This window comes from Micrococcus sp. KRD077 (genome assembly GCF_017168505.1).
In the GTDB taxonomy this organism is placed as follows: Bacteria; Actinomycetota; Actinomycetes; order Actinomycetales; family Micrococcaceae; genus Micrococcus; species Micrococcus luteus.
This window is the reverse complement of record NZ_JABFAZ010000033.1, coordinates 1-23,812: the sequence shown is the minus strand read 5'-3', so window position 1 is coordinate 23,812 and position 23,812 is coordinate 1. Positions and strand designations below refer to the sequence as shown.

At 74.4% G+C, this 23,812-nt stretch carries 22 protein-coding genes; 9 read left to right on the top strand and 13 right to left on the bottom strand.

Annotated elements, in window-relative coordinates:
* Positions 1–5: 5 nt before the first annotated feature.
* Together J1M39_RS08630 and J1M39_RS08625 are read left to right on the top strand one after the other, a co-directional pair.
* The gene (locus J1M39_RS08630; RefSeq protein WP_182488745.1) at positions 6–1,361 is read left to right on the top strand and encodes a DUF4921 family protein; all 1,356 of its coding nucleotides are present in this window, start codon (positions 6–8) and stop codon (positions 1,359–1,361) included.
* A 10-nt stretch (positions 1,362–1,371) separates the two neighbouring features.
* Positions 1,372–3,024, top strand: a complete 1,653-nt coding sequence (locus tag J1M39_RS08625; RefSeq protein ID WP_069941701.1) for an ABC1 kinase family protein — start codon at positions 1,372–1,374, stop codon at positions 3,022–3,024.
* A gap of 28 nt (positions 3,025–3,052) precedes the next feature.
* Here the strand turns inward: J1M39_RS08625 and J1M39_RS08620 are convergent, their stop codons facing one another.
* Positions 3,053–4,183, bottom strand: coding sequence for a saccharopine dehydrogenase family protein (locus tag J1M39_RS08620; RefSeq protein ID WP_063190259.1), 1,131 nt, complete (start codon positions 4,181–4,183; stop codon positions 3,053–3,055).
* 143 nt (positions 4,184–4,326) lie between these two features.
* On the opposite strand from J1M39_RS08620, the gene J1M39_RS08615 reads away from it, so the two are divergent.
* Positions 4,327–5,316 (top strand): cation diffusion facilitator family transporter, encoded by a 990-nt coding sequence (locus tag J1M39_RS08615; RefSeq protein ID WP_182488736.1) that lies wholly within the window; start codon positions 4,327–4,329, stop codon positions 5,314–5,316.
* Between the two features lie 30 nt (positions 5,317–5,346).
* Here J1M39_RS08615 and arfB read toward each other — a convergent pair whose 3' ends face one another.
* From arfB to J1M39_RS08600, 3 genes are all read right to left on the bottom strand, one after another.
* Positions 5,347–5,778, bottom strand: a complete 432-nt coding sequence (arfB, locus tag J1M39_RS08610; protein WP_206496680.1) for an alternative ribosome rescue aminoacyl-tRNA hydrolase ArfB — start codon at positions 5,776–5,778, stop codon at positions 5,347–5,349.
* 58 nt (positions 5,779–5,836) lie between these two features.
* On the bottom strand, positions 5,837–7,282 hold the full coding sequence (locus J1M39_RS08605) for an MFS transporter (protein ID WP_036316423.1): 1,446 nt from the start codon (positions 7,280–7,282) through the stop codon (positions 5,837–5,839).
* Between the two features lie 137 nt (positions 7,283–7,419).
* The gene (locus tag J1M39_RS08600) at positions 7,420–9,162 is read right to left on the bottom strand and encodes a bifunctional 3'-5' exonuclease/DNA polymerase (protein WP_182488738.1); all 1,743 of its coding nucleotides are present in this window, start codon (positions 9,160–9,162) and stop codon (positions 7,420–7,422) included.
* 239 nt (positions 9,163–9,401) lie between these two features.
* On the opposite strand from J1M39_RS08600, the gene J1M39_RS08595 reads away from it, so the two are divergent.
* Positions 9,402–10,883 carry a sugar porter family MFS transporter gene (locus tag J1M39_RS08595; RefSeq protein ID WP_036382902.1) on the top strand — a complete coding sequence of 494 codons (1,482 nt, stop codon included), beginning with the start codon at positions 9,402–9,404 and terminating at the stop codon, positions 10,881–10,883.
* Positions 10,884–10,956: 73 nt separating this feature from the next.
* Here the strand turns inward: J1M39_RS08595 and J1M39_RS08590 are convergent, their stop codons facing one another.
* Positions 10,957–12,258: a dicarboxylate/amino acid:cation symporter gene (locus tag J1M39_RS08590; RefSeq protein ID WP_036316429.1), complete on the bottom strand. Its 1,302-nt coding sequence runs from the start codon at positions 12,256–12,258 to the stop codon at positions 10,957–10,959.
* 228 nt (positions 12,259–12,486) lie between these two features.
* Here J1M39_RS08590 and J1M39_RS08585 point away from each other — a divergent pair, with 228 nt between their 5' ends.
* From J1M39_RS08585 to J1M39_RS08570, 4 genes are read left to right on the top strand one after another with little or no spacing between them, the layout of a single operon-like run.
* Positions 12,487–13,128, top strand: a complete 642-nt coding sequence (locus J1M39_RS08585; protein WP_002855197.1) for an ABC transporter permease — start codon at positions 12,487–12,489, stop codon at positions 13,126–13,128.
* A complete protein-coding gene (locus J1M39_RS08580; protein WP_182488739.1) occupies positions 13,125–14,132 on the top strand; it encodes an ABC transporter ATP-binding protein in 1,008 nt (335 codons plus the stop codon). Before J1M39_RS08585 ends, J1M39_RS08580 begins: the two co-directional genes overlap by 4 nt.
* Complete coding sequence (locus J1M39_RS08575; RefSeq protein ID WP_182488740.1) at positions 14,129–14,881, top strand: ABC transporter permease; 753 nt, start codon at positions 14,129–14,131, stop codon at positions 14,879–14,881. The genes J1M39_RS08580 and J1M39_RS08575 overlap by 4 nt, the downstream gene beginning before the upstream one ends.
* Positions 14,878–15,885 carry a glycine betaine ABC transporter substrate-binding protein gene (locus J1M39_RS08570; protein ID WP_206496679.1) on the top strand — a complete coding sequence of 336 codons (1,008 nt, stop codon included), beginning with the start codon at positions 14,878–14,880 and terminating at the stop codon, positions 15,883–15,885. Before J1M39_RS08575 ends, J1M39_RS08570 begins: the two co-directional genes overlap by 4 nt.
* Positions 15,886–15,959: 74 nt before the next feature.
* Here the strand turns inward: J1M39_RS08570 and J1M39_RS12320 are convergent, their stop codons facing one another.
* The 5 genes from J1M39_RS12320 to J1M39_RS08545 all read right to left on the bottom strand — a co-directional run bounded on the left by J1M39_RS12320 (position 15,960) and on the right by J1M39_RS08545 (position 20,969).
* The gene (locus tag J1M39_RS12320) at positions 15,960–16,430 is read right to left on the bottom strand and encodes an alkaline phosphatase D family protein (protein WP_241253971.1); all 471 of its coding nucleotides are present in this window, start codon (positions 16,428–16,430) and stop codon (positions 15,960–15,962) included.
* 361 nt (positions 16,431–16,791) lie between these two features.
* Complete coding sequence (locus tag J1M39_RS08560; RefSeq protein WP_206496678.1) at positions 16,792–17,964, bottom strand: cysteine desulfurase family protein; 1,173 nt, start codon at positions 17,962–17,964, stop codon at positions 16,792–16,794.
* Entirely contained in the window at positions 17,961–18,881 is a 921-nt protein-coding gene (gene nadC, locus J1M39_RS08555) for a carboxylating nicotinate-nucleotide diphosphorylase (RefSeq protein ID WP_206496677.1), read from the bottom strand. The genes J1M39_RS08560 and nadC overlap by 4 nt, the downstream gene beginning before the upstream one ends.
* A complete protein-coding gene (gene nadA / locus J1M39_RS08550; RefSeq protein ID WP_036316443.1) occupies positions 18,878–20,206 on the bottom strand; it encodes a quinolinate synthase NadA in 1,329 nt (442 codons plus the stop codon). Before nadA ends, nadC begins: the two co-directional genes overlap by 4 nt.
* Before the next feature lie 28 nt (positions 20,207–20,234).
* On the bottom strand, positions 20,235–20,969 hold the full coding sequence (locus J1M39_RS08545; protein WP_036316445.1) for an NUDIX hydrolase: 735 nt from the start codon (positions 20,967–20,969) through the stop codon (positions 20,235–20,237).
* Between the two features lie 128 nt (positions 20,970–21,097).
* Here J1M39_RS08545 and J1M39_RS08540 point away from each other — a divergent pair, with 128 nt between their 5' ends.
* Positions 21,098–21,934 (top strand): alpha/beta fold hydrolase, encoded by an 837-nt coding sequence (locus tag J1M39_RS08540; RefSeq protein WP_036316446.1) that lies wholly within the window; start codon positions 21,098–21,100, stop codon positions 21,932–21,934.
* A 126-nt stretch (positions 21,935–22,060) separates the two neighbouring features.
* On the opposite strand, the gene J1M39_RS08535 is transcribed toward J1M39_RS08540, so the two are convergent.
* From J1M39_RS08535 to J1M39_RS08525, 3 genes are all read right to left on the bottom strand, one after another.
* Positions 22,061–23,011 carry a DUF808 domain-containing protein gene (locus J1M39_RS08535; RefSeq protein WP_036316447.1) on the bottom strand — a complete coding sequence of 317 codons (951 nt, stop codon included), beginning with the start codon at positions 23,009–23,011 and terminating at the stop codon, positions 22,061–22,063.
* A gap of 145 nt (positions 23,012–23,156) precedes the next feature.
* The gene (locus J1M39_RS08530) at positions 23,157–23,675 is read right to left on the bottom strand and encodes a ferritin (protein WP_036316448.1); all 519 of its coding nucleotides are present in this window, start codon (positions 23,673–23,675) and stop codon (positions 23,157–23,159) included.
* A 10-nt stretch (positions 23,676–23,685) separates the two neighbouring features.
* Positions 23,686–23,812, bottom strand: a 127-nt coding sequence (locus J1M39_RS08525; protein ID WP_206496681.1) for an integrase core domain-containing protein, incomplete at its 5' end; no start/stop codon positions are given.

The following is a 23,812-nucleotide window of genomic DNA, read 5'->3' as shown; positions in this document are numbered from 1 at the left end:
CGTCTGTGAGCGAGCCCCTCACCCGACTGCCGGACGGCACCGTCAAGCAGCGCAACCCCTTCACCGGTACCGAGGTCTGGACCGTGCCCGGCCGCGGCCACCGCCCGCTCGGCCTCGTCCGGCCCGCCCCGCAGCCGCTCGACCCCGCCCAGCACGGCCGGCACTGCGCCTTCTGCGAGCACCGGATGCTGGAGACGCCGCCGGAGAAGTCACGCATCGTCTCCATGAGGGCCGACGACGGCGCCCCGGCCTGGCAGATCCTGCGGCACCCGGCCGCGGAGCGGCTCGAGGAGACGACCCCGGCCTTTCGCCGGGTCCCCAACCTCTTCGAGATCCTCAGCTACGACTACTGGCGTCTCAACCACGGCTATGAACTTCCCCCGGACGCGCGCCGCCGCCGTGACGAGTACCTGGCCACCGAGGCCGGCCGCGCCCACGTGCGCGCCGTCGTCGCCGCGAAGCTGCGCGCCTCCGGCCGCTCCGCCGAGGAGGCGGCGGCGATGTCCGAGGCGGAGCTGATCGGGGCGTCGGCCGCATTCTTCGGCGGCACGCACGACGTCGTGATCGCTCGGCGGCACTTCGTCGACGGGGCCGTGGACGACCACCAGCTGGCCTCCTCGGGCACCCTCACCCCGGACGAGCACCACGCGTTCCTGGCCCTGACCGCCGACGCGATGCGGGACCTCTACGCAACCACGCCCGCCGTGCGGTACGTCTCCGTGTTCCAGAACTGGCTCAAGCCCGCCGGCGCCTCCTTCGACCACCTGCACAAGCAGCTCGTGGCCATCGACGAGGTCGGCGCGCAGAACGTCGCCGCCCTGGACCGGCTGCGGGAGGACCCGCAGGTGTTCAACCACGCCGCGCTGGACGTGGCCGTGGCGCACGACCTGATGATCGCCGCGAACGAGCACGCCGTGATGTTCGCCGGCTTCGGTCACCGGTATCCGACGGTCGAGGTCTACTCCACGAGCCCGGTGGGGCAGCCGTGGCGGCAGACCGCGGCCGAGCTGCGCGCCGTCTCCGACCTGCTGCACGCCGCCCACGCGGCCACCGGGCCCGATGTCCCCTCCAACGAGGAATGGCACACCCGCCCGCCCGGCGTCGCCTCCCCGATGCCCTGGCGCGTGATGCTCAAGTGGCGCGTCTCCACCCTCGCCGGCTTCGAGGGCGCCACCAAGATCAACGTCAACACGATCAGCCCGTGGGACGTGCGGGACCGGGTGCTGGCGCGGCTGCGGGAGCTGCGGGCGGCGGGCGCGCTCGCGGACGGGATGCGGATCGGGGCCGACGCGCGGGTCCGGCCGGGCGCCCTGCGGTACGCCGACGGAGCGGCGAGACTCACCCCTCCGCGCGGTCGGTAGCGTGGGCGTCATGGCCCTCCACCTGCAGCGCTACCGCGAGATCGCCCACGTCATGGCCCGCAACGGCCTCAGGGCCACGGCCGTGCAGGCCGGGCTCTCCCGGTGGCTGCCCCTCGAGGAGGGGGAGCCGCACCTGGGCATCGACGCCGAGGCCCGCCCCGAGCTGTTCGTGCGCACGTTCGAGGAGCTGGGCGTCACCTTCGTGAAGCTCGGGCAGCTGATCTCGGCGCGCCCGGACCTGTTCCCCGAGGCCTACTGCGCGGCGTTCGCCCGCCTCACGGACAGCACGACGGCGGTGCCCTTCGAGGCCGTCGCCCGGACGGTCGAGGAGGACCTCGGCGCCGACGTCGACACCCTGTTCGCCTGGTTCGACCGGGCGCCCCTGGCCACCGCCTCCATCGGTCAGGCCCACCGTGCGCGCCTGCACGACGGGCGCGCCGTCGTCGTGAAGGTCCGCAAGCCCGGTGTGGTGGAGCAGGCCCAGGCGGACCTGGAGATCCTGCGGACGCTGGCGGCCACGTGGTCGCGGGCCTCACGGACCTTCGCCGACCTGGACGTGCCGGCCATGGTGGACGAGTTCGACCGCTCGCTGCGCGCCGAGCTCGACTACGTGGTGGAGGCGCGGGCCTGCGAGGAGATCGCCGCCGGCTTCCGGGACACCCCGGGCGTGCGGTTCCCGTGGATCGAGTGGGACCTGACCACCTCGCGCGTGCTGACCATGCAGGAGCTCTCCGGGCTGCGCGTGGACGACCTGGCCGGACTCGACGCCGCCGGCATCGACCGGGAGGAGCTGGCGTACCGGGCCGCCGACGTGCTGCTGGCCATGGTGTTCGAGCACGGCGTGTTCCATGCGGACCCGCACCCGGGCAACCTGTTCATCGAGCCGGACGGGACCGTCGGGTTCATCGACTTCGGCTCCGTCGGGCGGATCTCCCCGTCCCTCCGGCGCCGGTTCGCGGGCCTGGCCATGGCGCTGGCCCGGCAGGACACCGACGGGCTGGTGCGGGCCCTGCTGGACATCGCCCCGCCGCGCGGCCCGGTGGACCGCCGTCGGCTCCGGCTGGAGGTGGCCCGGATCGTCGGCCGCCTCGAGGGGCGCGAGCTCGAGGACATCCGCGTGGCGCAGCTGGTCTCGGAGATCTTCGCCCTGGTGCGGCGCCACCGGCTGTCCCTGCCGCCCGAGCTCGTGCAGCTGCTGCGGATGCTGATCATCGTGGACGGCATCGGCCGCCGCCTGCACCCCGGCTTCGACTACACCCGCGTGCTCGACCCCTTCGCCCTACGCCTTGTGGGGGAGCACCTCGACCCCCGGCGGGTGGCGGGCCGGATCGGCCGGGCCACGATCGCGGCGGCCGAGCTCGGCATCGACCTGCCGGAGTACGCCCGCAAGGTGATGGAACGCATCGACGACGGCGGGATCGACGTCACCGTCCGCGCGAGCGAGCTCGAGCCGCTCGTGACGCGCCTCGAGCGGACGGGCGACCGGGTGGTGGCCGCCATGGTGGTGGCCGCGATGATCACCGGCGGCACGAACGTGCTCGTGGCGTACAAGGACCGGCTCGGCCGCTTCGCCGGGCCGGTGGTGGCCGCCGGCGGCGCCGCCCTGACCGGCGGCAGCGCCTATCTGGCCTGGATCAGCCGCCCCCGGCGTCGCCCCCGCTGAGGGCCGTGGGCGGGGTCAGTCGTCGGGATCATGCCCGCACCAGACCGGCCGCGGTGCAGGCCGTCTCGAAGTCGTCGAGGCCGAACGCCTGGATCGGGCTGACGACGCCGGCCTCGCGGGCCCGGCCTGCGGCGAGCTGCCGGGCGCCCCAGGCCATGAGGTCCCCGGTCAACGTGTAGGCGTTGGGGCCGCGCAGGTGCACGTCCGCCACGATGCGGCCGGCCGCGTCGCGCGCGATCGCCCCGACCCGGGAGCCCGTGCGGGCCCGGTCTGCGGCGTCGGGGCCACCCGGGTCGCCGGCCAGGGGCCGCAGCAGGGCCTGCACGCCGCGGGCGACGCCGGGGAGCCACCCCACCGCGCCGAGGGCGGCGGCGCCGATCTGCGTGGGCCGGGCCGGGAACCAGCCGTTGAAGACCTCGACCTCGTCCAGGCCGGGCTGCATCCGCGGCAGGAACAGGGACTCCGTGCCGCCGAACAGCACGCCGCGGCGGTCCTGCCCGTCGACCCGGAAGACGGCCGACCGGCTGGCCGGGCCCGTGGTCGCCAGCCGCCCGCCGCGCCACGTGATCGTCCGCTCGGTGAGGGCGCCCACCATCGTCTGGCGCGTCCCGTGGCTGAGGTCGACGCGGGGGTCCAGCTCGCCGTCGGCGAAGTAGCCGATCTGCAGGGACCGTGCGCGTCCACCGGCCTCCGCCAGCGCGAGCCCGCCCGCGAGCATGCCCGGCGCGTAGTCGAAGCCGAGGGCGGGCAGCAGGGTGGCGCCCGTGCGTCGGGCGGTGGCGTCCAGGTCCGCCTTGAGGTCCTTCACGAAGCCGACCTCACCGGTCGAGTCCACGTAGTGCGCGCCCCGCTCCGCGGCGGCGCGGGCGACCGGTCGGCCGTAGCGTTCGAAGGGGCCGACCGTGGAGACCAGCACATCGCCCTCCGTGACCAGGGCCCTCAGCGAGGCGGGGTCCCCGGCGTCGGCGACGGCGACCTCCAGCCCGTCGTGCCGCCTCGCCGCGTGCTGGAGCGAGTCCCGGTTCCTGCCCGCCAGCACGGGCCGTGCGCCCTGGGCCACGAGGGCGTCCACGACGAGGGATCCGGCGTAGCCCGTCGCGCCGAGCACGATGATGCGGGGGGCGTCGGGGTGGTCGAGGTGCAGGGGAGAATCCGTCATGGCCCCACGCTAGGCCGCGCACGCGGAGACCTCACGGGCTCGGCGACGCCGATCCGCGTGGACCCCCTCTCGCGCTCCCGGACCGGCGGACCCGGACATGGCGAGCCTGGCCCGGCACCCGCCTGCAGGGGCAGACTCGGGGGATGACCCGTACCCCGCCCGCCGTCGCCCCGCCCGCCGCCGAGTCCGGCGGCGAGAGCCTGCTGACCGTCCTGATCGCCCTCGGCGTGAACACGGTGATCGCCGTCGTCAAGTCGATCGTGGGCGCGGTCACCGGCTCAGCCGCGATGGTGGCGGAGGCCGCGCACTCCTGGGCCGACGCCGGCAATGAGGTCTTCCTGCTGCTGGCGGAGCGTCGGGCCGGCCGAGCCCCCGACGCGCGGCACCCGCTGGGCTACGGGCGGGCGGCCTACGTGTGGTCGATGGTCGCGGCCTTCGGCCTGTTCGCGGTGGGCTCGGCGGTCTCGGTCTGGCACGGGATCACGGCCTGGTCCGCCCCCGAGGAGGAGGCGGAGTACACGATCGCGTACATCGTGCTCGCCGTCGCGTTCGTGCTCGAGGGCATCTCGTTCCTGAACGCGCACCGGCGCGTCCGCCGCGACGCGGAGCGGCGGCACATCAGCGATGCCACGTTCCTGCGCCAGACCTCGGACCCCACGCTGCGCGCCGTGTGGGTGGAGGACGCCTCGGCCCTGATCGGCCTGGCCATCGCGGCCGCCGCCCTCGCCCTGCACCAGCTCACCGGGGACCCCCGGTGGGACGCCGCCGGCTCGATCCTCGTGGGCGTGCTGCTCGGGGTCGTCGCGATCTTCCTGCTCTCGCGGAACATGGCGTTCCTCGTCGGCGAGGTCGCCGACCCGGTGATCCGGACCCGGGTGCTGCGCTGGCTGCTGGAGCGGCCCGAGGTGCTCTCCGTGAGCTACCTGCACCTCGAGTACGTCGGCCCGGAGAAGCTCTTCGTCGTCGGGGCCGTGGACCTGGCCGGGGACGAGCGGGAGAGCGAGGCCGCGGTCCTGCTCCAGCGCGTGGAGGACGCCCTCCTCGAACACCCGCGCGTGGCCGCCGTCGTGCTCTCCCTGTCCAACCCCGCCCACGCGCCCCTGGCCCCGGAATCGCAGAACGCCCGCGCCTGAGCCCGGGGCGCCGCCTGCGGGCGAGCGGCCTCAGTCGAGGCCGGGGCGGCGGCGCGTGCGCTTCACCTCGGAGCGACGGCGTTTGGCCTCCAGGCGGCGCCGCCGGGAGCCGCGCGTCGGCGTCGTGGCCCGCCGCGGCGTCGGCGGGGCCAGGGCCTCGCGCAGCAGCGCCGCGAGCCGCTCGCGGGCGGCCACCCGGTTGCGCCGCTGGGCCCGGTGCTCCGCCACGCTGACGGTGAGGACCGTCCCGGCCAGCCGGGGCGCCAGCCGCGCGAGGACGCGGGCGCGCTGGACGTCGTCGAGGGCGGAGGTGGCCGCCAGGTCCAGGCTGAGCTGGACCCGCGAGTCCGCCGTGTTCACGCCCTGACCGCCCGGGCCGGAGGCGTGGGAGAAGCGTTCGACGAGTTCGCCCGCGGGGATGATCAGCCCGCGGGGTGCGCCGGGGCCGGGGGTGACGCGCACGTCGCCGGGGTCTCGTGGGCTCGGAGAGGTGTATAAGAGACAGTCGCCGGGGCGGGGCTCAGCCACGGGGGGCCGCCGTCCGTGGTCCGCGCAGGTCCGCGAGTGCGACGAGGAGCGCGAGGGCCATGCACCCGGCCACCAGCGCGAAGGCGGCCATGAACGCCCCGTCCCAGTCGGCACTGGAGGCGACGCCCAGGAACACCCCCACGATCACGGCGGTGCCGACGGCCGTGCCGACGCGCTGGCCGGTCTGCAGGACGCCGCCGGCCGTGCCGGAGTGCCGCGGCGGGACCTCGGCCAGGCTGAGGGTCTGGTTGGGGGAGACCACCAGCCCCTGCCCGGCACCCAAGATGGCGAGGGTGAGCAGCAGCCACCACGGACTCAGGCCGAACTCCCGGTTGGCCCACGCCACCCCGATGGAGCCCACGACGGCGAGCAGCGCCAGCGCGATGCCGAGGACGACGATCTTCCGGCCCGTGCGCAGCACCACGCGCCCGGCCACGGTGGACATCACGCTCGACATGACCGCCGAAGGCAGGCCGATGAGCGCGGCGTGCAGCGCCGGGTAGCCCAGCCCGTTCTGCATGAACATGGCGATCACGACGAACATGCTGGTCGAGCCGGTGAAGTAGATGGCGATCAGCAGGGCGCCGCACGCGAAGCTGCGGGTCTGGAACAGGCGCAGGTCCACCATCGGGGCGCGGCCCCGTCGTGCGTAGCGGGCCTCCCACCGCGTCCAGAGGGCGGCCAGGCCGATGCCGACGGGCACGAGCACGAACCGCCACGGCCCGAGCCCCCGGTCCAGGAACGGGAGCATGACGGCCACGAGGGCGCCGGCCAGCAGGACGACGCCGACCGGGTCCAGGTCCGGACGCCGCGCCCGCTCGGGGACGGTGCGCGGCAGCCACTGGCGGGCCACGATCAGGGCGCCGAGGGCGATGGGCACGTTCACCAGAAAGGTCGCGCGCCAGCCGAGGTCGCCGCCGAGCCACGCGATGAGCCCGCCGCTGAGCAGCGGCCCCACCGCCACGGACACCCCGACGACGGCGCCGAGCGCCCCGAACGCCCGGGCGCGGGAGGCGCCGGAGAACTCGCCCTGGATGAAGCCGGTGACCTGCGGGTTGAGCAGGCCCGCGCCCACGCCCATGACCAGGCGCGCGAGCACGAGCAGGACGCCCGTGGGCGCCAGGCCGGACAGGAGCGCACCGAGCGCGAACACGCCGAGGCCCACCAGGAACAGCCGGCGGCGGCCGAAGAGGTCACCCGCCCGGCCCGCCGGCACGAGCACCATGCCGAACACGAGGGTGTAGCCGGAGATGGCCCACTGCAGCTCCGCGTCGCTGGCGTCCAGGCCCCGCTGCAGGGCGGGCAGGGCCACGTTGATGCTGGACACGGCCAGCAGGGACATGAAGATCGGGATGAGGAGCACCGCGAGGATGCGCTGCTGGTGCGGGGTGAAGACCGAGGACGCGGCGCCGTCGGACGGACGCGGGGCGACGGGCATGCGGTCTCCTTCTCGGGGGTGTCTCGGGCGCTCTCCAGGATCGACCCTCGTCCCGCATCGTGCCAGGTCCCAGGGTCCTCGGCCCGGTGCGGCGCATGGAGGCCGTGACCGCGGCCGCCGCCCTGCCGCCCCGTCGCTCACTTCGCGTCCGCGTACGACCCCACGCTGGAGACGGTGAGCGGGAAGTCCACGGGGGCGGGACCGAACAGCAGGCGGCCGGCGGCGCTCGCGGACTCCGCCACGACCGTCCGCACGGCCTCGGCCTCCGTGGCCGGGCCGTGCAGGACGACCTCGTCGTGGACGAAGAACACGAGTTCCGTGCGCATGCCGGCCGAGCGCAGTCGACGGCGGATCTCGCCCATCCAGCACAGCGCCCACTCGGCCGCGGTGCCCTGCACCACGAAGTTCCGGGTGAAGCGGCCCTGGGAGCGCCGCCGTCGCCGGGCCGCGGACTCGGCGGCCTGGGTGCCGACGTCGGACACGGACTCCTGCCACTTCCGCCCCGGCGCGGGGGACCAGCGGCCCAGCCACGTGGACACCTGGCCGCCTCCCTCGCCGACGGAGGCCGCCCGCTCGAGCAGGCCGATCGCTCGGGGGTAGAGCCGGCGCAGGTGCGGCATGAGCGCCGCGGAGTCGCCCGTCGTCGAGCCGTACATCGCACCCAGCAGGGCGATCTTCGCGCGCCCGCGGTCGGCCAGCGCGGTGCCGGCCGCCCGGCCCTGCTCCGCCACCTCCCGGTACAGGTCGGGCGTGGTCCCGGCACGGGCCAGCGCCTCGTCGGCGGCCATCGCGGCGAGGATGCGCGGCTCCACCTGGGAGGCGTCGGCCACGGTCAGCGTCCACCCGGGGTCTGCGCGGACGGCGTCGCGCACCCCGGCCGGGACCTGCATGGCCCCACCGCCGTGGGCGGCCCACCGCCCGGTCACCACGCCGCCGACCAGGTAGGCGGCGTGGAACCGGCCGTCGTCGCCGATCCACTGGTCCAGCCAGTGCCAGCCGTTGGCCGTCCACAGCCGGGCCAGGGCCTTGTACTCCAGCAGAGGCGCGAGCAGCGCGGCCCGCGCCTCGCGTTCCGCGCCGCCGGCGTCGATCCAGTGCTTCAGGTCCCACTGCCGCGTGGACTCCACGGCCACGCCCGCCGTCTGCAGCGCCCGCAGCAGGCTGGGCTGCGAGTCGGGGCTCAGCCCGGGGGAGCCCAGGACGTCGGCGATGCGTTCGGCCAGGGCCTGCAGGCGGGCGGGACGCTCGCCCGGTGCAGGCCGGGGGCCGAGCTGCTCGGCGAGGAGCGCCTCGTGCACGCCCCGGTCCCACGGCAGACCCGCCGCCCGGATCTCCGCGGCCACGAGTGCGCCCTGCGACTCCGCCGCCGCGAGCAGCCGCAGCCGGTGGGGGTGGGCTGAGCCCTCGACGGCCGCCCGCTGCGCGGCCAGCTCGGCCGCGAGCACGGTGACGTCCGGGGTGGGGCCGGACTCGTCCGGCAGGTCGAAGAAGGACTCCTGACCGGCGGGCACCCGCGCCGGGCGCTCGGGTTCCGTCGGGTCGGCGACCTCGAGCTGCGCCACGGGCGTGTAACGCACCCCGCTGCCCGGCGCCGTTGCCGCGTGCCGCAGGATCCGCTGGACGAGGGCCAGGTCCCAGCACCGATCCACCCGCACCCCCGCCACCAGCCAGGCGGCGTACTCCGTCCCGACGTCGGCGAGCACCCAGCGGACCGTGCTCGGGTCCACGCCCAGGCGGGCGGGCAGACCGGCCACGAGCCCGGCCACGGACCCGGCGGCGCAGGATCCCAGGGGAGAGGCGCCGTCGCCTTCCCCGTCCAGGGCCCACCAGGCGCCGGGGCTGCCGACGGAGGCGGGGGCGGGGCCCAGGACGACGAACATGGCCCTCATTCTGCCCCGTGACCCGAGGCGCCGTCTGCCGCAGCCCTGTGCGGCAGACCTCCCGGCACGGCGGCGACCACGGCGGGCGCAGCGGGCACGGTTCCCCCTGATGTCCCGCCGCCTCCTCGGGGGGCGGGGAGAAGGGCTGTGCGACTTGCACGCTCGCTGAGCGGAGAACACACTGTGCGGACGCACCGGCGCGCAGCGGGCCGTCGGGCGCCACCCAGAGAGGACCCACCATGACAGCGACCCGGTCCGGCGGCGCCGCGACGTCTCGCCTCAACGCCAAGGTGGTCGGCATCTCGGTCGCCGCCGCGCTCGGCGGTTTCCTGTTCGGCTTCGACACCTCTGTCATCAACGGTGCCGTGGACGCCCTCGCCGGGGAGTTCGGCCTCGGCGCCGGTCTGACGGGCTTCGCCGTCTCCTCGGCGCTGATCGGCTGCGCGCTCGGCGCCTGGTTCGCCGGGCCGATCGCCAACCGCCGCGGCCGCGTGCCCGTGATGGTGATCGCCGCGATCCTGTTCCTGGTCTCCGCCATCGGCTCGGGCCTGGCGTTCGGCGTGGTCGACCTGATCTTCTGGCGCGTGGTCGGCGGCCTGGGCGTGGGCGCCGCGTCCGTGATCGCTCCGGCGTACATCGCGGAGGTCAGCCCGGCCCATGTGCGCGGTCGCCTCGGCTCGCTCCAGCAGCTGGCGATCGTCCTCGGCATCTTCGCCGCGCTCCTCACGGACGCGCTCTTCGCGACGATGGCCGGGGGAGCGGCGCAGCCGTTCTGGCTCGGCGTCGACGCCTGGCGCTGGATGTTCCTGGCCGAGGCCGTCCCGGCGGTGCTGTACGGCCTGTTCGCCCTGAAGCTGCCGGAGTCCCCGCGCTACCTGGTCGCCCGCGGCCGCACGGACGAGGCGGCCGAGGTCCTGCACGAGTTCACCGGTGTGGACCGGGTGAACCTGATGATCGAGGACATCCGGCGCTCGCTGGACTCGGAGCGCCGCGAGTCGCTGGCGGACCTGCGCGGACCGTCGGCGGGCCTGCAGCCGATCGTGTGGATCGGCATCCTGCTCTCCGTCTTCCAGCAGGCCGTGGGCGTCAACGTGATCTTCTACTACTCCACCACCCTGTGGCGTTCGGTGGGCTTCGGGGAGTCGGACGCCCTCACGGTCACCGTGATCACCTCGGTCACGAACATCGCCGTCACCCTCATCGCGATCGCCCTGGTGGACCGCGTCGGCCGTCGCCCCATGCTGATCGTCGGCTCCGCCGGCATGACGGTCAGCCTCGGCCTGATGGCACTGGCCTTCTCCTTCGCGCAGACCGGCGGCGCCGAGTCCGTCTCCCTGCCGCAGCCGTGGTCCACGGTGGCGCTGGTGGCCGCGAACGCCTTCGTGGTGTTCTTCGGCGCCACCTGGGGTCCGCTGGTCTGGGTGCTGCTGGGCGAGATGTTCCCGAACCGCATCCGCGCCGGCGCGCTCGCCGTGGCCGCCGCCGCGCAGTGGGCGGCGAACTTCACCGTCTCCACCACGTTCCCGTGGTTGGCGGACATCGGCCTGACCCTCGCCTACGGTCTGTACGCGGTCATGGCGGCGCTGTCCCTGGCCTTCGTGGCGGCCTTCGTCCCCGAGACCAAGGGCAAGACGCTCGAGGAGATGAGCGACGTCGTCGTGCGTTCCCCGGGGCAGCGGCGCGCGGTGCGCGCCGAGGCGGAGCGGGATCTGCGCGGCTGACACCGCCCGTCCCGACGACGGCCCCCTCCCTGAGCTGCAGACAGGGAGGGGGCCGTGGTGTGTGCGGGGCGGGTCAGCCGGCGTCGGCGCCGGTCGCGGCCCCCTCGTCGTCGAGGCGCTCCAGGCCCTCGTCCTCGGAGTCCTCGATGAGACGGTCTCCGGCGATCTTGTCGACGATCATCGCGATGGCGGCGTCGCCGGTCACGTTGGTGGCGGTGCCGAAGGAGTCGATGGCGATGTACGTGGCGACCATGAGCGCGACCTGCGGCTCGGTGAAGCCGAGCATCGAGGTCAGCAGGCCCGAGGCCGCCACGATCGCGCCGCCGGGCACGCCGGGCGCCGCGACCATGGTGACGCCCAGCATGAAGATGAAGCCCACGAACACCGGGACGTCGATCGACTGGCCCGAGAGGAACAGCACCGCGATGGAGAACGAGACGATCTTCACGGTGGAGCCGGCCAGGTGGATCGTCGCGCACAGCGGCACGACGAACGAGGCGATCGGCCGGCGCACGCCGAGCAGCAGGGTCTGGCGCAGGGTCACCGGGATGGTCGCCGCCGAGGACGAGGTGCCCAGGGCCGTCGCGTAGGCCGGCAGCATCGTCTTCAGTGCCGTGAACGGGTTGCGGCCCGCGATCGCGCCCGCGACGACGTACTGGAGGAGCAGCAGCACCACGGTGAGGCCGAAGACCAGCAGGATCACGCCGAGGAACGTGGTGATGACCTTGAAGACCTCGCCGGCGGCGGTCATGTTCAGGAACACGCCGAAGATGTAGACGGGCAGCAGCGGCACGATCAGGCCCATGACGACCCGCTCGATGATCGATCGCAGCTGGTCGAAGCTCTCGTGCAGGGCGCCGCGCGGCAGCATCGTCAGGCCGATGCCGAGCACGAACGCGAGCAGCAGGGCCGTCATCACGCCGAAGGGCGGGTCCATCTGCACCTCGAACAGCGGGCCGAGCAGCGCGTCCTCAGGGTTGGCCATCCCCTCGAAGGACCCGGGCGTGAGGATCAGCGGGAAGACGAGCAGGCAGACCAGCAGGGCGCCGAAGCCGCCGACCAGGGTGGAGCCGTAGGCGATGCCGCCGGTCAGGGCCAGCAGCTTCCCCGCGCCCCGGCCGATGTCGCCGATCGCGGGGGCGACGAGCGCCAGGATCAGCACCGGGACGATGAAACCCAGGAAGTTCGAGAACAGCCCGTTGAAGGTGGCGAAGGCCTGCACGAGCCAGGTCGGCGCGACCAGGCCGACGAGGACGCCGGCCACGATCGCGACGAGGATGCGGGGCAGCAGGCCGACGCGGCGGCGGGGCACGGCGACGGCGCCCCCGGAGTCGGGGCCGGACGCGTCGAGGGCATCGGAGTGGGAGCGAGACATGGCCGACACGCTAGCGCAGGCCGTCCTGCCCGTCGCCCGGTCGGTAGGCCATCCTTGGCGGTGCCGGTGACCCCCTTCGTGGCGCAGAACACAGGGAGCGCCACCATCTCGGGGAGCGTGCAAGAGCACGCCCGACCCACCCGGACCGAAGGAGACGACGATGACGGTCCTGCCCCGCCCCGCAGACGCCCGGGCCGCCCAGGGGTGCGCTGCCGGCGTGGAGGCCGCATGAGCGAGTTCCTCGCCTCACGCTGGCCCGACATCCTCTTCCGGGCGTGGCAGCACGGGTGGCTCGTGCTGCAGGCGCTGGCCATCGCCACCGTGCTCGCCATCGCGCTGGCCGTGATCGCCACGCGGATCAAGGCCCTGACCCCGATCGCGAACGCCTTCACGGCCGTCGGGCTGACCCTGCCCTCCTTCGCGCTCATCGGCGTCCTGATCCCCCTGGTGGGCATCGGGACCGTCCCCGCCGTCGTGGTGGTGGTCTTCTATGCCCTGCTGCCCATCCTCCGCAACGCGCTCGTGGGTCTGCGCGGCGTGGACCCGGAGGTGCTGGAGGCCGCCCGGGGGATGGGCATGGGGCCGGTGGCGCTGTTCACCCGGGTGCGTCTCCCGCTGGCCTGGCCCGTGATCCTCACCGGCATCCGGGTCGCGGGCCAGCTCGGCATGGGCGTGGCCGCGGTCGCGGCCTACGTCCTGGGGCCCGGACTGGGCTCGTACATCTTCACGGGGCTGGTCTCCCTGGGCGGCGCCAACGCGTTGAACTACGCCCTCGTGGGCACCCTCGGCATCGTCGTCGTCGCCCTCGTCCTGGACGGGCTGCTCGTGCTGCTCGGCCGCCTCACCATCTCGAAGGGACTGCGCGCATGAGCACCGACCGTGACGCCGGGGCCGAGATCCGTCTCGAGTCCCTGACGAAGCTCTATCCGGGGCAGGACCGTCCCGCCGTGGACGCCCTGGACCTCGTCATCCCCGCGGGGGAGACGGTGGTGTTCGTCGGTCCGTCCGGCTGCGGCAAGACCACCTCGCTGAAGATGATCAACCGCCTCATCGAACCCACCTCCGGGCGGATCCTGATCGGCGGGGAGGACATCACACGCCGTGACCCCACCCGGCTGCGCCGTCAGATCGGCTACGTCGTGCAGGGCGGCGGGATGATGCCCCACCTGTCCGTCGCCGAGAACGTCGGGCTGGTGCCGCGCCTGCTCAAGTGGGACCGCCGGCGCATCGCCGACCGTGTGGACGAGCTGCTCGAGCTCGTCGGCCTGGACCCGGCGATCTATCGGGACCGCTTCCCGCGCGAGCTGTCCGGCGGACAGCAGCAGCGCGTCGGCGTGACCCGGGGCCTCGCGGCGGATCCTCCCGTGCTGCTCATGGACGAGCCCTTCGGCGCCGTGGACCCCCTCACCCGCGAGCGCCTGCAGCAGGAGATGCTCGACATCCAGGCCAGGGTGGGCAAGACCATCGTGATGGTCACCCACGACGTGGATGAGGCCGTGCTCCTGGGCGACCGGATCCTGGTGCTCGAACCCGGCGCGCACGTGGCCCAGTACGCCACCCCCGAAGAGGTCCTGGCTCGGCCGGCCACCGAGTTCGTGGCCGACTTCGTGGGGTCGGGGGCGGGGCTCAAGCGGCTGGGGCTGCGGTCGGTCGACTCGCTGCCGCTGCGCCCGATCGCACCGCACCCGACGGGCCCGCTGCCGGGCGGGCCCGTGCTCGACGCGGCCACCCCGATCAGCGAGGCCCTCGCCGCGCTGGTCATGGCCCCGACGGAGGAGATCGCCGTGGTCCGTGATGGCACGGTCATCGGTCTGCTCGACTATCCGACACTGCGCGCGCACGCCCGCGCCGGCGACGAGCAGGCTCGGCCATGATCGCCCGGCTGCGTGCGGCCTCCGCCGAGGACCGCCTGCTCCTGATCGGCCTGCCGCTGCTGGTGGCCGCCCTGCTGATCGGGTGGACCGTCTGGGTGCGCGGAGCCGCCCTCGACGACGTCGAGGCCCGGCTGCTGACCTGGCCCACCGTCCTGCGCCTCACCGCCGAGCACCTGGCCCTCGTCGGCGTGTCCACCGTTCTGGTCGTGGCGACGGCCGTCCCGCTCGGCGTGCTGCTGAGCCGCCCCGCCGCCCGGCGGTTCACCCCCGTCGCCATGGGGCTGGCCAATGCCGGCCAGGCCGCTCCCGTGATCGGTGTGATCGTCCTGCTCGCCATGGCGTGGGGGTTCGGCTTCCGGGTCGCGGTCCTGGCCCTGTCCCTCTACGCGTTCCTGCCCGTGCTGGCCAACACCCTGGCCGGGCTGCGGGGCGTCGACCCCACCGTCGTCGAGGCGGCCCGCGGCATGGGCATGTCACCGCTGCAGACCCTGTTCCGGGTGGAGCTGCCCTTGGCCCTGCCCGTGATCATGGCGGGTCTGCGGACCGCCCTGGTGCTGCTGGTGGGCACCGGGGCGTTCGCGACGTTCATCGACGCCGGCGGCCTCGGCCTGCTCATCCAGACCGGGATCGTCCTGTTCCGTTTCCCGCTGCTCGTCTCGGGGGCGATCCTCGTGGCCGCCCTCGCCCTGATGATCGAGTGGATCGGCCGCCTCGTCGAGACGCTGGCCACCCCGAGGGGGCTCGCATGACCACCCCGCGCGCGACCCTCCCGTCCCGCCGCCGCGGCCGGACCCCCGCTCGTGCCGCGCTCGCCGCGCTCGGCCTGGCGGCCTCCCTGGTCCTGTCCGGGTGCGGGCTGAGCACCGCCGGCGGCTACCTGCCCTCGGGCACGCCCGCCGGCGACGTCGCCGGGATCGACCTCGAGGGCGCCCACGTGGCGGTGGGCTCCAAGAACTTCAACGAGGGCGTCGTGCTCGGCAAGATCACCGCGATCCTGCTGCGCTCCGCGGGGGCCGACGTCGAGGATCTGACCAACATGCCGGGTTCGCTCAGTGCGCGCCAGGCCCAGGTCGCAGGCGTCGTGGACGTCGAGTGGGACTACACGGGGACCGCCTGGATCACGTACCTGGGCCACACCGATCCGATCCCGGACGCCCAGGCGCAGTGGGCCGCGGTCCGGGACGAGGACGCGCAACAGGGCTTGGTGTGGCTGCCGCCGGCCGAACTCGACAACACCTACACCTTGTCCGTGCGCCAGGACCGTGCGGAGGAGCTCGGCGTGGAGACACTCGCGGACATCAAGGACCTCCCCACGGAGGACCAGTCCTTCTGCGTGAGCGCCGAATTCGCCGCCCGCAACGACGGGTTCCTGCCCATGCTCGAGGCCTACGGGATCGAACGGCCCACCGGATCCCGGCTGCGCCAGATGGACATCGGGGCGGTGTTCGCCGCGGTGGCGGACGGGTCGTGCACCTTCGGGGAGGCGTACTCCACGGACGGGCGGATCGCCGCGCTGGACCTGACGACCCTGCAGGACCCGCTGAGCTTCTTCCCGAAGTACAACGCGGCCCCCATCGTGCGCGAGGAGGTCCTGGCCGAGCACCCCGAGATCGCCGACCTGCTGGCGCCCGTGACCGCGCGCCTGGACAACGCGACGGCCGCGCGCCTGAACGCCCGGGTGGACGTCGACGGCGAGGAGCCCACCCAGGTCGCGTGGGACTGGCTCCGCGAGGAGGGCCTGATCACCGACTGACGGTCCGCCGACGCCGCCGACGCCGCGGGGGACGCCCCGTTGGGGGTGCGTCACCCGCCGCGTGGCACGGCGGATCAGGCCGCCGTCAGCGTGCGCGAGTAGACCGTCCGGCCGGCGGCGTTGATCAGACGCACCCGGAACTCGCGGCCGTCCTCGGGGATCTCGACGTGGCCGAAGTACTGGTGCTCGCCGGAGCGCGGCGAGCCCATGACCGGCCCGTGCGCCTCGAAGTCCAGGCGCGGGCCGAAGGTGCCGTCCAGCGTGTTCGGGCCGAACGATCCGGCGTTGATGGGGCCGGCCACGAACTCCCAGAACGGCTCGAAGTCGGTGAACGCCGCGCGCAGCCCGCGGATGAGCCACTGCAGCTGTTCCTCGCCCAGGATCGGGGTCTCGTGGGTCTCGAGACGCTGGGTGTTCTCGCCCTTGTGGGTGCGCATGTCCAGGGCGAACACGTCGAGCGTCGCGCCGCGGGGGATCCTGCGGTGGATGCGGGTGGGCGCGAGGCCGGAGCCGCGGTGCAGGGCCGTGGAGTCGGCGATCGGCATGTACTCCTGCCACGCTCGCCGGGCGCCGTCGTGAAGCGGGCCACGGCCGACTCGCCCAGGCGGCCGGCCTCGTCCTCGAACGCGTACGTCACCTCGAAGCGGGCGCCGGAGGGCAGCGTGTCCGCGAGGATCTTCGCGGTGTGGTCGGCGGCCCCGTCGACCCAGCCGGAGCGCAGGGTCAGCCCGCGAGCGAAGCGGCCGCGCAGCACCAGCCCGTCCTCGTCGACCGCGCGCAGCGTGGCGTGCAGGCGCGAACGGCCGGACTCGGCCAGGCCCCCGGGTGTGTGGCCTCGGGCTGACCCCCGGGTGAACGTCCGACGCCGGCCCCCGGCGGCATCGGGGTCGACCGGCCCGGGGCCGCTCAGCGCAGGGCGGTGACCGTCCGGACGGCGTCGACGATCGCGTCCGCCGCGGCGTCGAGCAGCGGGGCGTCGGCGTCCGGGCCGAACGTGCAGCGCAGGGCCGTGCGGGCCTCGTCCTCGCTGAGGCCCAGCGCGAGCAGGGCCGGGGACGGCTCGGCGTCGTGGGCCGAGCACGCGGACCCCGCCGAGGCCAGCACGCCCCGGCGGGCCGCCTCCTCCAGCACCGACTCGCCGTTCACGCCGGGCAGCACGAACGAGGCGTGACGCGGCAGCCGCCGCGCGGGATGGCCGGTCAGCCGCGCGTCGGGAACGAGCTCCCGGACGCCGTCGAGCACGCGCGCCGCGAACCGGTCCCGCAGCCCGGACCACGCGTCCGCGGCCGTGGCGCGCTCCGCCTCGGCCTCCTCGAAGGCCGCCGCGAACCCGGCGGCACCGGCCACGTTCTGCGTCCCGGACCGCCGGCCCCGCTCCTGGCCGCCGCCGGGCACGAGCGGTTCCAGGGCGTGACCCGGGCGCACCCACAGCGCGCCGACCCCCTTGGGCCCGCCCACCTTGTGCCCGGACAGCGCCACGAGATCCGCCCCGAGGGCGCGCACGTCCACCGGGATCTGCCCCGCGGCCTGCACCGCGTCCACGTGCAGCGGCACGCCCGCCTCCCGGGCGACGGCGGCCAGCTCGGCCACCGGCTGCACCGTGCCCACCTCGTTGTGGGCCAGGTGCACGCTGACCAGCGCGGTGTCCGGGCGCAGGCGGGCGGTGAGGTCGTCCGCCGAGGTCAGGCCGTCACGGTCCAGCGCGAGGTGCTCGACCTCGACGCCGTGCAGCCGGGCCAGCTGGTCACAGGACTGCCGCACCGCGCTGTGCTCGATCCCCGTGGTCAGCACGTGGCCCGCCGGGCGTCCGGCGAGGATCCGGGCGCGCACCGTGCCGAGCACGGCGAGCGCGTCGGCCTCCGTGCCGCCCGAGGTGAACACGACCTGCCCGGCCCGGGCGCCGATCGCGCGGGCCACCCGCGCGCGGGCGTCCTCGAGCAGGGCCGCCGCCGCCCGGCCGGCCTCGTGCGCCGAGGACGGGTTGCCGTAGACGCCGGTGAGGGCGGGCCACATCGCCTCCAGCGCGCTGCGCCGGACGGGCGCGGTGGCCGCGTGGTCCAGGTCGAGGGTGGTGCTCATCGGCGCGGCGAGCCCTCCTCGACCACGGCGTCCAGGCCCAGGTCCAGGGACCGGACGGTATGGGTCAGCGCCCCCACCGAGATCACGTCCACGCCCGTGGCCGCGATCGCCCCGATCGTCTCGAGGCTCACCCCGCCGGAGGCCTCGACGACGGCGCGGCCCGCCACGAGCTCGACGCCGGCCCGCAGCTCGGCCGGCGAGAAGTTGTCCAGCATGATCGTGTCGACCCCGGCGGCGAGCACCGCCGGGATCTGCTCGAGCCGGTCGACCTCCACCTCCACGTGGGTGGTGTGCGGCAGGCGGGCCATCCCGGCGCGCAGGGCCGCGGTGAGGGCCTCGCCCGGGTCGCCGGCACCGCCGAACCCCAGCGCGGCCAGGTGGTTGTCCTTGAGCATCACGGCATCCGAGAGGCTGAAGCGGTGGTTGTGCCCGCCTCCGTCCCGCACCGCCTGCCGTTCGAGCACGCGCAGACCCGGGGTGGTCTTGCGGGTGTCCACCACCCGCGCGTGCCCGCCGCCGGCGCGCACGGCGGCCACGTGGGCGGCCGTCGTCGTGGCGATCCCGGACAGGCGCTGGACGAGGTTCAGCGCCACGCGCTCGGCGCGCAGCACCGAGCGGGCGGGGCCCGCGACCTCGGCGACGACGGCGCCGGGGGACAGGTCGGCGCCGTCGGCCAGGTGCAGGGTGACGGACACGGCCGGGTCGACGAGCCGGAAGGCGGCCTCGAGGGCGTTCGTGCCGGAGAGCACCCCGGCCTCGCGGGCCACCACGCGCGCGGTGATCCGGGCCTGCTCCGGGACGAAGGCCTCCGAGGAGACGTCACCCCAGGGCGCGTCCTCGGCGAGCGCTGCGGCCACGATCCGCTCCACGTCCGGCCGCGGGGCCGGTGTCGTCGGGGCGCGGTCGGCCGGGGTCACGTCCCAGCCCCGGCGGACTGCGCGGCCGACTGCTTCGGCGCGACGGCCAGCATTCGCTCGAGCGCGGTGCGGGCCGGGTCGGCCACGGACGCGGGCACGGTGATCCGGTTGACCACGCGGCCGGCCACGAGCTCCTCGAGCACCCACGCGAGGTAGCCGGGGTGGATGCGGTACATCGTGGAGCACGGGCAGATCACGGGGTCGAGGCAGAAGATCGTGTGCTCGGGGTGCTGGGCGGCCAGGCGCTGCACGAGGTTGATCTCGGTGCCGATCGCGAAGGTCGAGCCGGCCGGCGCCGCCTGGATGGCCTTGACGATGAAGTCCGTGGACCCGGAGGAGTCCGCGGCCTCCACCACGGGCAGGGGGCACTCGGGGTGCACGATCACCTGGACGTCCGGGTGCTCGGCGCGGGCCTGCTCGATCTGCGCCACAGTGAAGCGGCGGTGCACCGAGCAGAAGCCGTGCCACAGCAGGACCTTCGCGTCCCGCAGGGCGTCCTCGGAGTTCCCGCCCAGCGGCAGGCGGGGATTCCACGTCGGCATCTGCTCGAGTGGGATCCCCCTGGCGCGGCCCGTGTTCCGGCCCAGGTGCTGGTCCGGGAAGAACAGGACGCGCTGGGCACGCTCGAACGCCCAGTCCAGCACGGCCGAGGCGTTGGAGGACGTGCACACGATGCCGCCGCGCTCGCCGACGAAGCCCTTGAGGGCCGCGGAGGAGTTCATGTAGGTCACGGGCAGCAGGGGCACGCGCCCGTCGTCGTCCGGCTCGGTGCCGTAGACCGCCTCGAGCTGCTCCCACGCGTCCTCGACCGAGTCCAGGTCGGCCATGTCCGCCATGGAGCAGCCGGCGGCGAGGTTGGGCAGGATGACGGCTTGGTCCGGGGTGGAGAGAAGGTCCGCGGTCTCCGCCATGAAGTGCACGCCGCAGAACACGATCGCCTCCGCCTCGGGCCGGCCCTGGGAGGCCCGCGCGAGCTGGAAGGAGTCGCCCACGAAGTCGGCGTGCTGGACGACCTCGTCGCGCTGGTAGAAGTGGCCCAGCACGACGACGCGTTCGCCGAGCGTCTGCCGCGCCGCGCTGATCCGGGCGTGGAGCTCCTCGTCCGAGGCCCGCTGGTACTCCTCGGGGATGCGGCCCTGCACGGGGGCGTCGGCCGGGACGGCGTCGTCCTGCGATGCGCCGGGGCCGTAGGCGGGCAGGCCGGCGTCGAACGCCCAGGGGCCGCGGGTCAGGTCGGGGGAGCACGAGGAGCCGCGCGCGGCGTCCTTGTCGATCAGGGTCAGGGTGCGGGCCACCGAGGCGGTGGTCCCGGTCGGGGTGGTCATGGGTGACTCCTGGGTCGGGGCTGGTGGGTCAGCGGCGGGCATCCGGCCCGGCGGGATCGGGGTCGGTCCCGGGCCCGGCGGGCCGGTAGCGGTAGAGCTTGGGCGGGCGGTGCGGGGTGCCGCCGCGGACCTCGCCGGTCTCCTCGAGGGCCCCGGCGGCGAGGGTGGCGCGGCGGAAGTTGGCGGCGTCGAGGCCGCGGCCGAGGACGGCCTCGTGCACGGCGCGCAGCTCGGCGAGGGTGAAGGAGGGCCCCAGCAGCGCGTGCCCGACGCCGGCTCGCGGCAGGTCCGCGCGCAGGCGCGCCACGGCCGCCGCCAGGATCTGCGCGTGGTCGAACGCCAGCGCGGGCGGCGCGTCGGCCCGGTGCCAGCGCACATGGACCCCGATGGGCAGCCCGGCCACGTCCGGGTCCGGGCTGGACGCTGGGGCGGCGCCGTCGTCGTCCAGGGCGGGGCTGAGCGCCCAGTGGGCCACCGTGAGGACGCGTCCGGTGGGGGAGCGGTCCACGGCGCCGAACGCCGCCAGCTGCTCGAGGCGACGGACGGGACCGGGCACGCACTCGGCGGCCACGCGTGCGGCGACGTCGGCCAGCTCCTCGTCCGCGCCGAGCCACGCGCCCGGCAGCGCCCACCGGTCCAGGAACGGCTCGCGCATCCGCGGGACGAGGGCGACGCAGAGGCGGGGCACGCCGTGCGGGTCCGGGCGCACGCCGAAGACGGCCGTGGACACGGCCACGCTGACGCGGGCCTCAGCGACCGGCATGGGACCTCCCGGGGCGGACTGGCGGGGCTGTTCTGGTCAGTATGACACTGTTCGCGCCCATCTCAGAGGGTCGAGATGACTGTAAGGCGGGGGAGGCACCGTCGCGGTCCCGCGCTAGCCTGAGTCGGGTGAACACGACCGCCGCCGCCTCCGACCCGTCCGACGCCCCCCTGGCCTCCACCCGCATCGGGGAGGGCCCGCGCCGCGTCGCGTTCCTGCACGGCCTCCTGGGCCGGGGCCGGAACTTCACCGGCCCGGCCAAGGAGCTGGGCGACGACTTCACGGTGGAGCTGATCGATCTGCCGGACCACGGCGCCTCGCCCTGGACGGACCGGGTGGACTACCGCGAGATCGCGGACCGGGTGGCCGCCCACCTGCGCGCCGGCCTCGCCGCCGACGGGCCGGTCCATCTGCTGGGCCACTCGATGGGGGGCAAGGTCGCGATGGTGCTCGCCCTGCGGCACCCGGACCTCGTGGACCGGCTGATCGTGGAGGACATCTCCCCGCGGGTCTCGCCGCAGGCCACGGACGAGTTCGTGCACCTGCTGGGCACCATGCTGCGCATGGACCTGGACGCGTACGACTCGCGGGCCGAGGCCGACGCGGCCATGGCCGAGCACGTCCACGACGCGCGGGTGCGCGGCTTCCTGTTGCAGAACCTGCGGCGCACGGCCGGCCACTTCGCGTGGCAGCCCAACGTGGCCATGCTCTTCGAGCACCTGCGGGAGATCGGCTCGTTCCCGGACCCGGTGGTCCCCGAGGATCCGGAGCGCGTGTTCGACCATCCGGTCCTGTGGCTGGCCGGCGCCGAGTCGGACTACGTCCAGGATGAGGACGTGCCGCGGATGAAGGAGCTGTTCCCGCGCGTCGTGCGCGTGACCGTCCGTGACGCCGGCCACTGGCTGCACGCCGACCAGCCCGAGGCCTTCGTCTCCGCGGTGCGCACCTTCCTCACCGCCGACTGACGGGGCCCGTCGGGAGACGGAGACAGCGCCGAGGCCCGCAGACGCGCCGCCACGTTCCGTGCGTAGCGGCGCGTCTGCGGGCCTCAGCGTCGGGCGCGGGTGGTGGCGGACCCGTCAGCCGCCGCATCAGTGGGCGGGCGCGGCCTTCTTCCCGCGCAGGCGTCCGACGAGCAGGACCACCCCGAGCGCGACCGAGCCCCAGAGCAGGCCCCACACGGCCGACGTCGCGGTCTCCGTGAGCCAGCCGAGGAACGCGCCGGCGGCGTGCGTGACGGGCTCGACGATCCCGTGCTGCACGGCGTAGTAGGGCCACGGCACGCCCAGCGCGTCCAGCTCCACGAGGGCGATGTGGCCGCCCACCCAGAGCATCGCCACGGTGCCGATGACGGTCACCACGCGCAGCACGTGCGGCATGGCCTTGACCAGCCCGGCGCCGAACGAGCGGCCGCCGGAGGTCGAGGCGTTCTGGTGCAGGTGCAGGCCGACGTCGTCCATCTTCACGATCAGCCCCACCGCCCCGTACACGCATACGGTGATGAGGACGGCCACCACCGCCAGGACCGCCGCCTGCATCCAGAAGCCCAGGTCGGTCACCTCGTTCATGGAGATGACCATGATCTCCAGGGAGAGGATGAAGTCCGTGGTGATGGCCCCGCGCACCACGGTGTCCTCGGCCTCCGGGCCCCGCTCGACGGCGGGCTCCGCGTCGTCGGCATGCCCGTGGCCGGCGAGCTTGCCCCATACCTTGTGCGCGCCCTCATAGGACAGGTAGGTGCCGCCGGCCAGCAGCAGCCACGGCAGGATCCAGGGGGCGAGCCAGTCGAGCAGCAACAGCGCGGGCAGGATGAACACGAGCTTGTTGCGCAGGGAGCCCTTGGTGATCCGCCAGATCATCGGCAGCTCGCGGGCCGCGGCCGCGCCGGCCATGTACTGCGGGGTCACCGCGGCGTCGTCGACCACCACACCCGCCGCCTTGGCTGCAGCGCGTCCCGCTCCGGCGGCCACGTCGTCCACGCTCGCGGCGGCGAGGCGGGCGAGGGCGGCGACGTCGTCGAGCAGGGCTACGAGTCCGACCATGGTTCCTCCTGGGGTGGGGCCGACGGGCGCGCCGGTGCGCGGGCAGGGCGCAGGTCGAGCATAGCGGCGAGGACGGACACGCACCGGCCCGGCCCCGTGGGGGACCGGGCCGGTGCGTGCGCGGCCGACGAGGCCGCCGGTGGGCTCAGGCGTCGTTCTCGGTGGTCTCCACGGGACGGGAGCCCAGGCGGCCGTCGATGCGGAGCAGGCCCGAGCCGTCGTCGCCGACGAGCTCGAGCTGGCCCACGATCTCGGAGACGGTGGCCTCCTCCTCGATCTGCTCGTCCAGGAACCAGTTCAGCAGCGGGCGTGAGTTGAGGTCGCCCGCGGACTCGGTGGCCCGGTACAGCTCGCGGATCGCCTCGGAGACCTTCTGCTCGTGCGCGAGCGCGGCCCGGAAGATCTCCAGGGCCGAGATGCCGGCCTGCACGGGCGGGGCCGGGATGGCGCCGATCGTCGGGACGCTGTCCCGGTCGGCGACGTGGTCGATGAACTTGTTCGCGTGGACGATCTCCTCGTCCGCCTGGTGCCGCAGCCACGCGGCCATCCCCGACAGGTCCAGGTCGTCGGCGGCGATCGCGAGCTGGCGGTAGACCATGGACGCCTCGAACTCGAGGGTGATCTGGTCGTCGAACTTCTGCAGCAGGTCTTCGGTGAGCTTCATGACTCGAACTCTAGGTGTAAGAGGTCATGACGTTGTTGACTCGTGCCGGGGCCAACGAGGTTGGCGGGGCGTCCCCGCAGGAGGTATGAGGCCGATGGTAGTTGTAGTGGTTCACCCACACCTGCAGGGCCTCACGC